Annotated in this window: 11 protein-coding genes and 1 pseudogene; 11 read left to right on the top strand and 1 reads right to left on the bottom strand. The window is 65.3% G+C overall.

All coding sequences use genetic code 11. The features are described 5' to 3' along the window. The first annotated feature begins 62 nt into the window (after positions 1-62). Complete coding sequence (locus IVA79_RS30130) at positions 63-1,589, top strand: malonyl-CoA synthase (protein WP_247559942.1); 1,527 nt, start codon at positions 63-65, stop codon at positions 1,587-1,589. A gap of 136 nt (positions 1,590-1,725) precedes the next feature. On the opposite strand, the gene IVA79_RS30135 is transcribed toward IVA79_RS30130, so the two are convergent. After that, positions 1,726-2,586, bottom strand: a complete 861-nt coding sequence (locus IVA79_RS30135; protein WP_247559945.1) for a sulfite exporter TauE/SafE family protein — start codon at positions 2,584-2,586, stop codon at positions 1,726-1,728. A gap of 507 nt (positions 2,587-3,093) precedes the next feature. Between IVA79_RS30135 and sdhC the strand changes: the two genes are divergently transcribed. The 10 genes and pseudogenes from sdhC to IVA79_RS30185 all read left to right on the top strand — a co-directional run. Then, entirely contained in the window at positions 3,094-3,492 is a 399-nt protein-coding gene (gene sdhC, locus IVA79_RS30140) for a succinate dehydrogenase, cytochrome b556 subunit (protein WP_247559947.1), read from the top strand. Continuing rightward, the gene (gene sdhD, locus IVA79_RS30145) at positions 3,489-3,893 is read left to right on the top strand and encodes a succinate dehydrogenase, hydrophobic membrane anchor protein (protein WP_247559949.1); all 405 of its coding nucleotides are present in this window, start codon (positions 3,489-3,491) and stop codon (positions 3,891-3,893) included. The genes sdhC and sdhD overlap by 4 nt, the downstream gene beginning before the upstream one ends. 3 nt (positions 3,894-3,896) lie before the next feature. After that, positions 3,897-5,732, top strand: coding sequence for a succinate dehydrogenase flavoprotein subunit (gene sdhA / locus IVA79_RS30150; protein ID WP_247559951.1), 1,836 nt, complete (start codon positions 3,897-3,899; stop codon positions 5,730-5,732). 24 nt (positions 5,733-5,756) lie between these two features. Beyond that, the gene (locus tag IVA79_RS30155; protein WP_247559954.1) at positions 5,757-6,539 is read left to right on the top strand and encodes a succinate dehydrogenase iron-sulfur subunit; all 783 of its coding nucleotides are present in this window, start codon (positions 5,757-5,759) and stop codon (positions 6,537-6,539) included. A 206-nt stretch (positions 6,540-6,745) separates the two neighbouring features. Beyond that, positions 6,746-8,899, top strand: a complete 2,154-nt coding sequence (locus IVA79_RS30160) for a hybrid sensor histidine kinase/response regulator (RefSeq protein WP_247559956.1) — start codon at positions 6,746-6,748, stop codon at positions 8,897-8,899. A gap of 53 nt (positions 8,900-8,952) precedes the next feature. Further along, the gene (locus tag IVA79_RS30165) at positions 8,953-10,911 is read left to right on the top strand and encodes an ABC transporter ATP-binding protein/permease (RefSeq protein WP_247559958.1); all 1,959 of its coding nucleotides are present in this window, start codon (positions 8,953-8,955) and stop codon (positions 10,909-10,911) included. 136 nt (positions 10,912-11,047) lie between these two features. Then, positions 11,048-11,872, top strand: a complete 825-nt coding sequence (locus IVA79_RS30170) for an FkbM family methyltransferase (RefSeq protein ID WP_247559960.1) — start codon at positions 11,048-11,050, stop codon at positions 11,870-11,872. A 24-nt stretch (positions 11,873-11,896) separates the two neighbouring features. Beyond that, complete coding sequence (locus tag IVA79_RS30175; protein ID WP_247559962.1) at positions 11,897-12,283, top strand: VOC family protein; 387 nt, start codon at positions 11,897-11,899, stop codon at positions 12,281-12,283. 82 nt (positions 12,284-12,365) lie between these two features. Continuing rightward, positions 12,366-12,608, top strand: coding sequence for a hypothetical protein (locus IVA79_RS30180; protein WP_247559965.1), 243 nt, complete (start codon positions 12,366-12,368; stop codon positions 12,606-12,608). Positions 12,609-12,794: 186 nt separating this feature from the next. Next, positions 12,795-13,107: pseudogene (locus IVA79_RS30185) on the top strand (OmpA family protein); the annotation flags it as partial.

Here is a 13,107-nt window from a genome sequence, read left to right on the forward strand (position 1 = left end):
GGGGCGGTTTTTGCTAATCCAGCCCTCGGTTTTGACCGGCCTTCGCCGGCGAGGAATGTTGCATGAACCCAGCTGCCAACGCCAACCTGTTTTCCCGCCTGTTCGACGACCTGGACGATCCCAAACGCCTCGCAATCGAGACGCATGACGGCGCTCATATCAGCTATGGCGATTTGATCGCGCGGGCGGGGCAGATGGCAAACGTGCTGGTTGCGCGCGGCGTGAAGCCGGGCGACCGCGTCGCGGTGCAGGTGGAGAAATCCGTCGCCAACATCGTGCTCTATCTCGGCACGGTGCGGGCCGGCGCGGTCTATTTGCCGCTCAACACCGCCTATACGCTGAACGAGCTCGATTACTTCATCGGCGATGCCGAGCCGTCACTCGTGGTCTGCGATCCCTCGAAGGCGGAAGGGCTCGCCCCGATCGCTGCCAAGGTGAAGGCCAAGGTCGAGACGCTCGGACCCGACGGCAAAGGCTCGCTGACGGAGGCCGCCGCGAAGGCCAGCAGCGAGTTTGCGACGGTGCCGCGCGCGAACGACGATCTTGCTGCGATCCTCTACACCTCGGGCACCACGGGCCGTTCCAAGGGCGCGATGCTCAGCCACGACAATCTCGCCTCGAACTCGCTCTCGCTCGTCGGTTATTGGCGCTTCACCGACCAGGACGTCTTGATCCACGCACTGCCGATCTATCACACCCACGGCCTGTTCGTGGCGACCAACGTGACGCTGTTCGCACGGGCCTCGATGATCTTCCTGCCGAAGCTCGATCCGGATCTCATCATCAAGCTGATGGCGCGCGCGACCGTGCTGATGGGCGTGCCGACCTTCTACACGCGGCTTCTGCAAAATCCGGCGCTGTCGCACGACACGACCAAGCATATGCGGCTGTTCATCTCGGGCTCGGCGCCGCTGCTGGCCGAGACCCACCGCGAATGGTCGGCGCGCACCGGACACGCCGTGCTCGAGCGCTACGGCATGACCGAGACCAACATGAACACGTCGAATCCTTACGACGGCGAGCGCGTGCCCGGCGCAGTGGGCTTTCCGCTGCCCGGCGTTTCCGTGCGCGTGACCGAACCCGAGACGGGAAAAGAGCTGCCGCGTGAAGAGATCGGCATGATCGAGGTGAAGGGCCCGAACGTCTTTAGGGGTTACTGGCGCATGCCGGAGAAGACCAAGGCCGAATTCCGTGACGACGGCTTCTTCATCACCGGCGACCTCGGCAAGATCGACGCCAAGGGCTACGTCCATATCCTCGGCCGCGGCAAGGATCTCGTCATCTCCGGCGGTTTCAACGTCTATCCCAAGGAGATCGAGAGCGAGATCGACGCCATGCCGGGCGTGATCGAATCCGCCGTGATCGGCGTGCCCCATGCCGATTTCGGCGAGGGCGTCACCGCCGTCCTGGTCTGCAAGGGCGCGGATGTCACCGAAGCCGCGGTCCTAAAGGCGCTCGACGGCCGTCTGGCAAAATTCAAGATGCCCAAGCGCGTCTTCGTCGTCGACGAGCTGCCGCGCAACACCATGGGCAAGGTGCAGAAGAACATCCTGCGGGATACGTACAAGGATATTTACGCGAAGAAGTGAGGGCTCCTAATTCGTAGGGTGGGTTAGCCGATGGCGTAACCCACCTCTTGAGTCTCCGCGGTGACAGAAGTGGTGGGTTACGCTAGCGGACTGTGCTTCGCACAGCCGCGAGCTAACCCACCCTACGAGGTCACGCTCACATCCCACCCACCAGGCTCACCACAAACCGGCTGCCGACGATAAATAGATAGCACCCGAACGCCACTTCCAGCGTGCGCTTCGACATCGCATGCGCGGCTCTCACGCCCAGCGGCGCCGTCACGAGGCTCATTGGCATCACCAGCACGGCGCCGATCAGCGAGACGTAGCCGAGCGCGAACGGGATTTGCAGCGCGGCGACGGCCGGATAGGTCGCCGATGCCGGCCAGCCGGCATAGATGTAACCGACCGCGCCGGGAATCGAGATCAGCACTGCCAGCGCCGACGAGGTTGCGACCGCCTGGTGGATCGGACGGCCGTAGAAGGTCATCAACAGGTTCGAGAACAAGCCGCCGCCGATTCCCATCAAGGTCGAGAGAATGCCGACGCAGAAGCCGTAGGCGCGCATCAACAATCCCTGCGGCATGTCGCCGCCGAGCTTCCAGGTCTCACGCGCGAAGATCAGCCGCGCCGCAGCGGCGTAGGCGACGCAGACGAAGACGATCTTGAACAGCCGCTCCGGCGCGTAGCGTGCCACCACGCTGCCGGCGATGACGCCGAGGACGATCGGCAGCCACCAGAGGCGGAGGATCGCCATATCGACCGCGCCGCGCCGGTAGTGCGCCTGGAACGAGCGAAGCGAAGTCGGGATGATGATGGCAAGCGAGGTGCCGATGCAGAGCGGCATCCGCACCTCCAGGGGCACGCCAACGATGCGGAAGCATTCGTAGAGCACCGGCACCAGAATCGCGCCGCCGCCGATGCCGAACACGCCGGCCAGAAAGCCCGAGAGCGCGCCCGTTGCGATCAGCAACAGCGCGAGCTCGATGATCTCTTTGATATCAAGACCTGCAATCACCCGGCCTGCCCCGGCAGCACCGCCGAAAGGTCGGCTCGGATTTGGCTACAGGTCCAGCTGTAGGAGATCTGCCTTGCCGGGGTCGACACGGCGCGCCTGCCGGCTTGGGTGGGATGCAGGTGGCGCATATCCGCCGCCGCGCGGAAAATCAGTGCGCATGGCGGAATTGGCGACCGCATTGGGGTTGGTCGAGGCGACTTCCGACATCATGAGCTCACTGGTTCGAACGACGCGCGAGCCAGTTCGCTTAGAGGCGTTCCAATAGTAATTTCAATGTGCCTCGATGCACCAAAAGAAGTGAAATTTGATTCATTGGTTATCTGGCGGACCTAGGCTCTGGTATACCAAGCCGCTGATTGGCCTTGTTTCATCAAGGCTCTAGAGCTGAACCGACGTTCGATTTATGGCGAATTGGTGATTGCGCCAGCGAAGTCGACTCCGTAAATAGAGCCGACCTTTCCGATCCCCGCGCGCCCCCTGCTGGGCCGCCATACAACATCAAAGCCCATGACCGCACGGATCGAACGACCGCTCTCGCCACACATGCAAGTGTACCGCTGGACCCTGACGATGGCCATGTCCATCGTCCATCGCGCCACCGGTATCGCCCTCTATGTCGGAACCCTGCTGCTGGTCTGGTGGCTGGTTGCCGCGGCCTCCGGCCCGGCCGCCTATGCCCACGTCCAGGCCTTCTCGGGGAGCATCATCGGCCGGCTGATCGTGTTCGGCTACACCTGGGCCTTGATGCACCATATGCTCAGCGGCATCCGGCATTTCGTCTGGGACCTCGGCTACGGCTTCAAGGCCAATGAGCGGGAAGCCCTGACCTGGGGCGCGCTGATCGGCGGCATCGCGTTGACGGTGCTGGTCTGGATCATCGCCTATGCAATCGGAGGCGGACGATGAGCGGAAGCGATACGCCCAAGCGCAGCATGCGCACTCCGCTCGGCCGCGTCCGCAATCTCGGCGCCGCGCATTCCGGCACGTCCGATTTCTGGCGCCAGCGCATCACCGGCGTTGCCATGACGCTGCTGATGATCCCGGGGCTGGTGATCATCATGATGCTGCTCGGTCGCAACCAGGTCTACGCTGCGCAGACCCTGAGCTCCATTCCCGTCGCGGTGATTCTGCTGCTCTTCATTCTCGCCAGCGCCTGGCACATGAAGATCGGCATGCAGGTCGTGATCGAGGACTACGTCCATAACGAGAAGCTGAAGCTCACCGCGATCATGCTCAACAACTTCTTCTCGTTCGCCGTGGCGCTCGCCTCGACCTACGCGATCTTGAAACTGTCATCCGGAGTGTAACCCATGGCCACCACAACGAATGGCTCGGGCAACGGCGCTCCCGCCACCAACGGCAAAGCCTATCCGATCGAAGACCATACCTATGACGTCGTCGTGGTCGGCGCCGGCGGCGCCGGCCTGCGCGCCGTGGTCGGCTGCAGCGAGGCGGGCCTGCGCACCGCCTGCATCACCAAGGTGTTTCCGACCCGCTCGCACACGGTCGCAGCGCAGGGCGGCATCTCGGCTTCGCTCGGCAACATGCACAAGGACGACTGGCGCTGGCACATGTACGACACCGTGAAGGGGTCGGACTGGCTCGGCGACCAGGACGCGATCGAATATATGGTGCGCAACGCGCCCGAGGCGGTCTACGAGCTCGAGCATTGGGGCGTGCCGTTCTCGCGCACCGAGGACGGCAAGATCTATCAGCGTCCGTTCGGCGGCATGACCATGGACTACGGCAAGGGCCAGGCGCAGCGCACCTGCGCCGCCGCCGACCGCACCGGTCACGCCATGCTGCACACGATGTATGGCCAGTCGCTGCGCCACGCGGCCGAGTTCTTCATCGAGTTCTTCGCCATCGACCTGATCATGGACGACCAGGGCACTTGCCGCGGCGTCATCGCGCTCAAGCTCGATGACGGCACGCTGCACCGCTTCCGCGCCCAGACCGTGATCCTGGCGACCGGCGGCTACGGCCGCGCCTACGCCTCCTGCACCTCGGCGCACACCTGCACCGGCGACGGTGGCGGCATGGTGCTGCGCGCCGGCCTGCCGATGCAGGACATGGAGTTCGTCCAGTTCCACCCGACCGGCATCTACGGCTCGGGCTGTCTCGTCACCGAAGGCGCGCGCGGCGAAGGCGGCTATCTCGTCAATTCCGAGGGCGAGCGCTTCATGGAGCGCTATGCGCCGTCGGCCAAGGACCTCGCCTCGCGCGACGTCGTCTCGCGCGCGATGACCATCGAAATCCGCGAGGGACGCGGCGTCGGCAAGAAGAAGGACCACATCTTCCTGCACCTCGACCATCTCGACCCGGCCGTGCTGGCCGAGCGGCTGCCGGGCATCTCCGAATCCGCAAAGATCTTCGCCAATGTCGACGTGACGCGCGAGCCGATTCCGATCGTGCCGACCGTGCACTACAACATGGGCGGCATCCCCACGAATTATCACGGCGAAGTCCTGACCAAGAAGGACGGCGACGACAACGCGGTGATTCCCGGCCTGATGGCGATCGGCGAAGCCGCCTGCGTCTCCGTGCACGGCGCCAACCGCCTCGGCTCCAACTCGCTGATCGACCTCGTCGTGTTCGGCCGCGCCGCGGCGCTCCGCCTCGCCGAGAAGCTCACCCCCAACGCCAAGCAGCCCGAACTGCCGGCGAACTCGGCCGAGCTCGCGCTCGGCCGGCTCGACCATTACCGCTACGCCTCCGGCGGCACGCCGACCGCAAAACTGCGCGAGGGCATGCAGCACGTGATGCAGAGCAATTGCGCGGTGTTCCGCACCGGCGAGGTCCTGAGCGAAGGCCAGAACCTGATCGCGAAGGTCCACAGCGGCATCACCGACATCGCCGTGTCCGACCGCTCGCTGGTGTGGAATTCGGACCTCGTCGAGACGCTCGAATTCGACAATCTGATCTCGCAGGCGGTGGTGACGATGAATTCCGCCGCCAACCGCACCGAGAGCCGCGGCGCCCATGCCCGCGAGGACTTCTCCGAGCGCGACGACAAGAATTGGATGAAGCACACGCTGGCCTGGCTGGACGATACCGGCAAGGTCAGGATCGAGTATCGCCCGGTTCACGACTACACCATGACCAACGACGTGCAGTACATCCCGCCGAAGGCGCGCGTGTACTGAGCGAACAGCGAAGGCCCTATCGAAATGGTTGAATTCGCACTTCCGAAGAACTCCAAGATTTCAGGCGGCAAGACCTGGCCGAAGCCCGCGGGCGCGACAGAGGTTCGCGAATTCCGGGTCTATCGCTGGAATCCGGACGACGGCAAGAATCCGAGCGTCGACACCTATTACGTCGACACCAATGATTGCGGTCCGATGGTGCTGGACGGCCTGATCTGGATCAAGAACCACATCGACCCGTCGCTGACCTTCCGCCGCTCCTGCCGCGAAGGCGTCTGCGGCTCCTGCGCCATGAACATCGACGGCCAGAACACGCTGGCCTGCACCCGCTCGATGCATGACGTCAAGGACGGCGCGGTGAAGATCAACCCGCTGCCGCACCAGCCGGTGGTGAAGGATCTCGTCCCCGATCTGACCAATTTCTACGCGCAATACGCCTCGATCGAGCCGTGGCTGAAGACGACTTCGCCGACGCCGCAGAAGGAATGGCGCCAGAGCCACGAGGACCGCGAGAAGCTCGACGGCCTCTACGAGTGCATCCTCTGCGCCTGCTGCTCGACCTCGTGCCCGAGCTATTGGTGGAACAGCGAACGCTACCTCGGCCCCGCCGCCCTGCTCCAGGCCAACCGCTGGGTGTCCGATTCGCGGGATGAAGCGACCGGCGAGCGGCTCGACGATCTCGAGGATCCGTTCCGGCTCTACCGCTGCCACACCATCATGAACTGCGCCAAGGCCTGCCCGAAGGGCCTGAACCCCGCGGAAGCCATCGCCGAGCTCAAGCTCAAGATGGTCGAACGGCAGATCTGAGACGAAGCCATGCTTCGCGTCCCGGCCAGACCGGCCGGGACATTCTGAGATCGTCGTCAATTCGAGTAGAATTTTCCAATTCGGGTAGAATTCGGCCCGGCCCGCGGTGCGCGCAAGTTTCCAGCTCGCAACCACCGGTTCCGGCATAAGCTGCTTCCTTCCCCGCGCGCGATTCAGTTAAGCTCCCGTCAGGGACCGGAGCGACTGTGCAGAGGGCGCAACGCAATTCGCTGAGACTGTTGCAGTGGATGATGGCGGCATCCCTGGCGCTGCCGGTCGCTCTATTCGCCATCGCCGCAACGATCTCCTACACATCGACCCGCGACATCGCCGACCGGGAGATCGAGCGCACGCTCGACGTCGTGCATGAGCACGCGCTCAAGGTGTTCGAGACCATCGATCGCAGCCTTGCCGAGCTCAACGAGGTGGTTCGCGGCCTTCCCGACGACACCATCCGCGCACGTGAGCCGGCGCTGCACCGCCGCCTGAAGCGGCTGGCCGATTCGCTGCCGCAGCTGAAATCGGCCTGGATCTTCGACGCGGACGGAAAAGCGCTGGTCAACAGCCTCGCCTCGCCGCCGCCGGCGCTGGGCTTTGCAGACCGCGATTACTTCTATTCCCATATCGACCAGGGCATCGGCACGTTCATCGGCACGGCCCTGACGCCCCGCCCGCCCTATCAGGGCGCCCGCTTTTTCGGGGTGAGCCGCCGCCGCGACTCCGACGACGGCAGTTTCATCGGGGTGATCCAGGCCTCGGTCCTCCCCGAATATTTCGACAGTTTCTATGCGCGCATCGGCTCGGATGCCGGCAGTTTCTTCGCGATGGGACGCACCGACGGCGTGCTGCTTGCGCATTTCCCGCGGCTCGACCGCGACCTTCGGCTCGATCCGACCGGACCGGTCGGCCGGGAAATCGCGGCGCGCCCCGAGCACGGCCTCATCACCGTCGCCTGGCCGTCGGACGGGATCGAGCGGCGCATCGGCTATCGGCGTGTCGCCGAATACCCGATCTATGTCAGCGCCGGGCTCGAGACCTCGGCAATCCGCGCGCGCTGGCTCGCCACCATCGGCCAGCATCTGGTTTTCGGCATTCCCGCCACCGCACTTCTGTTTCTGTTGCTGGCGCTGGCATTGCGGCGCACCCAGCACCTTCAGGCCGAAGCCGCAAAGCGGCGCGAGGCCGAGGAGGCCCTCAAGCACAGCCAGCGTCTGGAGGCGCTCGGACAGCTCACCGGCGGGGTCGCGCACGATTTCAACAATTTGCTGACGGTGATCCGCGCCTCGGTCGACCTGTTGAACCGGCCGCAACTGACGGAGGAGCGGCGCCAGCGCTACATCACCGCCATTGCGGACGCCGTGGCCCGCGCCGCCAAGCTGACCTCGCAGCTGCTCGCCTTTGCGCGGCGTCAGACCCTGAAGCCGGAGGTGTTCGACGTCGGCGAACGGATGCAGGCGCTGCACGACATGCTTGCGCCCCTGCTGGGGCCGGCCATCGAGATCGTCATGCGCCTGCCCACGGAGCCCTGCCTCGTCCGTGCCGATGCCGGCCAGTTCGAGACGGCGTTGATCAACATGGCCACCAACGCCCGCGATGCCATGCAGGGCAAAGGCAGGATCACCATCAAGGTCGAGACCGCGACGATCGTTCCGGACACGCTGACCGGCGCCCCGGACGGCCCGATCTCGGGACACCATGGCTTCGTCAGCGTGACCGTCAGCGACACCGGCATCGGCATTCCCGCCGCCCGGCTCGGACGCATCTTCGAGCCGTTCTACACCACCAAGCAGGTCCGCCACGGCACCGGCCTCGGCCTGTCCCAGGTGTTCGGCTTCGCCCGGCAATCCGGCGGCGAGGTGACGGTGACGAGCGAAGTCGGGCACGGCAGCACTTTCTCGCTCTATCTGCCGCGCGTGGCGCCAGACCTGCTGCCGCAGCGGCAGGCGCCCAACACGGCGCCGGCGGTGACCGGCAGCGGCATGTCGGTGCTGGTGGTCGAGGACAATATCGAGCTTGCCAATTTCGCCGCCGATGGTCTCACCGAGCTCGGCTACAGCATCACGCTGGTCGACAATGCCACGGACGCGCTCGCCGAGCTCGTCGTGGACGCTGATCGCTTCGACGTCGTGTTCTCGGACGTCGTCATGCCAGGGATGACCGGGCTCGATCTGGCGCAAGCCATCTGCGATCGCGGCATCGGCGTGCCGATCGTGCTGACCACGGGCTACAGCCAGGCGCTGTCACAGGATGGCGTGACCGGCTTCGATCTCGTCCAGAAGCCCTATTCGATCGAGGAATTGTCGCGCGTTCTGCATCGGGCGGCCCGTATCAGGCGCGTCCGGGACGGCGCCGCCGAGTGATCAGGCGATCGGAACCGAAGGGAACCGTTTGATTTCCTTTGCGTTGTCCGCTCATGCACAAGCGGGCCGCAAAGCGCGAACAGGTCAAGAAGCCGCCCATTGTCGAGATCAAAGGCGAGAACGGCGATGCCGTGGCGGCGCCGCCTCCGGAGCTGCTCGAGCCCGATCCCGAACTGTCACCCGAGGAGGCCGAGCAGGTCCGCAAGGACTATCTGCTGACACGCTTCTGGATCAGCGCCCGCGGCTTCTGGGGGCGCAAGGGCGACCGCCTCGCCTGGCCGCTCTCGATCGGCCTCGGCGTGTTGATCGTCATGACCGTCGGCTTCCAATACGGCATCAACGTCTGGAACCGCGCGATCTTCGACGCCATCGAGCAGCGCGATGCGACGAGTGTCTTCCATCTCAGTGCGGTGTTCTTCCCGCTCGCGGCAGGCAGCATCGTGCTCGGCGTCGCCCAAGTGTTCGCGCGCATGGGCATTCAGCGGCGCTGGCGCGCCTGGCTGACGGCGAGCGTGCTGACGCGCTGGCTCGCCAACGGCCGCTACTACCAGCTCAACCTCGTCGGCGGCGACCACGGAAATCCCGAATACCGCATCGCCGAGGACTTGCGCATCGCAACCGACGCGCCGGTCGATTTCCTCGCCGGCGTGACCTCGGCACTGTTGTCGGCCGTGACCTTCATCGTCGTGCTCTGGACCATCGGCGGCGCGCTCACGATCCCGCTCGGCGGATCCTCAATCACCATTCCCGGCTTCCTCGTGGTCGCCGCGATCCTCTATGCCGCAATTGCCTCGAGCTCGATTACGGTGATCGGCCGCCGCTTCGTGCAGGTCTCCGAGGGCAAGAACCAGGCCGAGGCCGATTTCCGTTACACGCTGACGCGCGTGCGCGAGAACGGCGAGAGCATCGCGCTGCTCGGCGGCGAGGACGAGGAGCGCGACGGCCTCGACCGCAATTTTACCCGCGTGCTGCGGCAATGGGCGCGATTGGCCGGCCAGCACATGCGCACCACGCTGGTGTCGCAAGGATCGAGCCTCGTTGCTCCCGTCGTGCCGCTCCTGCTCTGCGCGCCAAAGTTTCTCGACGGCAGCATGACGCTGGGGCAGGTGATGCAGGCCGCCTCCGCCTTTACCATCGTGCAGAGCGCGTTCGGCTGGCTGGTCGACAATTATCCGCGGCTCGCCGACTGGAACGCCTGTGCGCGCCGCATCGCCTCGCTGATGATGTCGCTCGACGCGCTCGAGCGTGCCGAGCAGGGCGACGGCCTCGGCCGCATCAAGCGCGGCGAGACGCGCAACGACGCGATGCTGGAGCTGAAAGATCTCTCCGTCACGCTCGACGATGGCACGGCGGTGGTCGGCGAGACCGAGGTGATGATCGAGCCGGGCGAACGGCTGCTCGTCGCCGGCGAATCCGGTACCGGCAAGAGCACGCTGGTGCGCGCCATCGCCGGGCTCTGGCCGTGGGGCGAGGGCGGCGTCAATTTCCATCCCGACCGGCGGCTGTTCATGCTGCCGCAGCGGCCCTACGTGCCTTCCGGATCGCTCCGCCGCGCGGTCGCCTATCCCGGCGCCGCGGACGACTGGACCATCGAGGAGATCGGCCAGGCCCTGCACAAGGTCGGGCTCGATCATCTCAAGGAGAAGATCGAGGATGAGGGCCCGTGGGACCAGACGCTGTCCGGCGGCGAGAAGCAGCGCCTCGCTTTCGCGCGGCTCTTGCTCCACACCCCCGACATCGTCGTGCTCGATGAAGCGACCTCGGCGCTCGACGAGAAGAGCCAGGACAAGATGATGAAGATGGTCACCGACGAGCTGCCGAAGGCGACCATCATCAGCGTCGCGCATCGTGCGGAGCTCGAGGCCTTTCACAGCCGCAAGATCGTGCTGGAGCGCCGCAAGGGCGGCGCAAAACTCGTCAGCGACATCGACCTGATCCCACGCAAGGGCAAGCGCAAGCTGCTCGGGCGATTTCTGAGGCAGCGGAAGCCGGCGGCGAAGAAGGCGGCGTGAGGCGTCGTAAGTTGCGAGCTCTCTCCCCTCGTCGTCCCGGGTTCGCTTCGCGCCTCGGGACGCCACTTGTGATACAACGTTGGAGTCCTCCGCAAAACCGGCTATGCATGCGCCGCTTGCAACGAGGACCTGCTGCTTGACGACCGACAACACCCCTTCGTCCGCGCCGTTCGGCGCGTTTGCGCCCAATGCGGCACAGGCTGCGGTGATCCGCCTTGCGACACGGTCGGGGCTGAAGCGCGGCGCATTCCGGCCCTGGATGTCGCGGCTGGTCAACCTGCTTCGCAGCGGCCCGCTCGACGTGCAATATCAGGGCGCCTCGTTCCGCCTCTATCACCAGGGCAGTGCGACCGAGCGCGGCGCGCTGTTCAATCCCGATTACAATCTCGACGAACTCGACTTCCTGCGGCAGCACACTGCCGCGGGTGGCGTGTTCGTCGACGTCGGCGCCAATGTCGGCACGTTTGCGCTGGTGATGGCGCAACAGGTCGGCACCACAGGCAAGGTGGTCGCAATCGAGCCGCATCCGATGACGTTTGCCCGGCTCGCCTTCAATCAAGCCGCATCGAAAGCTGCGCAGGTGCGCCTGGTGCAGGCGGCAGCCGGCGACAGCGACGGCGAGCTGATGATCGAGAGCGGCGGGGGCAATCTCGGCGCCACCCACGTCGTCACCGGCACCGCCAGCGCTGATGCGATCAAGGTGCCGTCACTTCGCTTGACGCGGATCCTCGACGAGGCCGGCGTCAGGCAAATCGATTCGCTCAAGATCGACGTTGAAGGCTTCGAGGACCGCGTGCTGATCGGCTTCTTCCGCGATGCGCCGCAATCGCTGTGGCCGCGCGCGGTCGTGATCGAGCACCTGTCACAAGACGAATGGCAGCAGGACTGTATCGCCGATATGGTCACGCGTGGTTACGCGATCGTGCGCAAGACGCGCAGCAATACGTTCCTGTCACGCTGACGAGAACGCACAACGGAGCTAGCGATGATCGACCATTTGGGTTTTTCCGTCTCCGACTATGAGCGCGCCAAGGCTTTCTACGCCAAGGCGCTGGCGCCGCTCGGCTACGGCCTGATCATGGAAGTCACGGCGGAGCAGACCGGTCACGCTGCGGCCGCGGGTTTCGGCGCCGACGGCAAGCCGGATCTCTGGTTCGGCGGCGAAGGCGCGATGAACAAGCCGGTGCACATCGCGATCGCGGCCAGGGACCGCGCTACCGTGGATGCCTTCTACAAGGCGGCTATCGCGGCGGGCGGACGCGACAACGGCCCGCCCGGTGTCCGCCCGCATTATCACGCGGACTATTATGGCGCCTTCGTGCTCGATCCCGACGGCCACAACATCGAGGCCGTCTGCCACACCCCGGAATAAGGCAGGCCCGGCGCGATGCGATGCGGAACATCGGCGCGGCATCATCGTTGTCTTTCTCCGGACAACTATCCCGATGATGCCGATGCCGATCGAACCGCCCGAGATTCCTCCGTCGACGCCCGGCACTCCCGTCGAGCCACCGCCCGGAATTCCGCCCGGCAATCCGCAGCCTGAGATCACCCCGCCGGTGCGCGAGCCCGGCTCGCCACCACGGCCCGACGAATTACCGGGCCGCATCCCTGAAGAGATTCCACCTCGCGGGCCCAATGGACCGCGCACACCAAGTCCAGCGACGGATGCAAATTCGCCGCGGGATTGCGCATGATACGCCTCATCACATGTGAGGCAATTGCAACCAGCGTCTGAATGCGCAATGAACGTCGCCGTAGTGATGTGATTTCCGTGCAGAAATAAATCGGGCCGCGATCGCTTCGCCCGCCACAATCCGGCCTAACGCGTAGCTGTTCATCCCAACACATCGTCAAAGAACCTTCCGGGGAAGTTCACCACCATGACCAATCTTCGTTTCGTGCTGCTTGCGACGACGGCTCTGACCGCGATGCAATTCGCAAGCTCCGCATCGCAAGCGCAAAGTGCGCCGCCGCTCGTGGTCGCGCAGGCCCAGCCTCAAGAGACGGGCCCTGACGGAAAACCGAAGCAGCCGCCGAAGGGTCCAGGGGCCGCGCCGCCTGCTGCGCCCGCGCGCCCGGCCGCACCGCCGCCCGCGGCTGCACCGCCCCATCCGCCCGCCGCGCCGCCGCCCGCGGCCGCACCGCCGCGCCCAGCGGCGCCGCCTCCGCCTCCGCCGCCACCTGCGGCCCCAT

The organism is Bradyrhizobium sp. 138, assembly GCF_023074075.1.
Classification (GTDB): Bacteria; Pseudomonadota; Alphaproteobacteria; order Rhizobiales; family Xanthobacteraceae; genus Bradyrhizobium.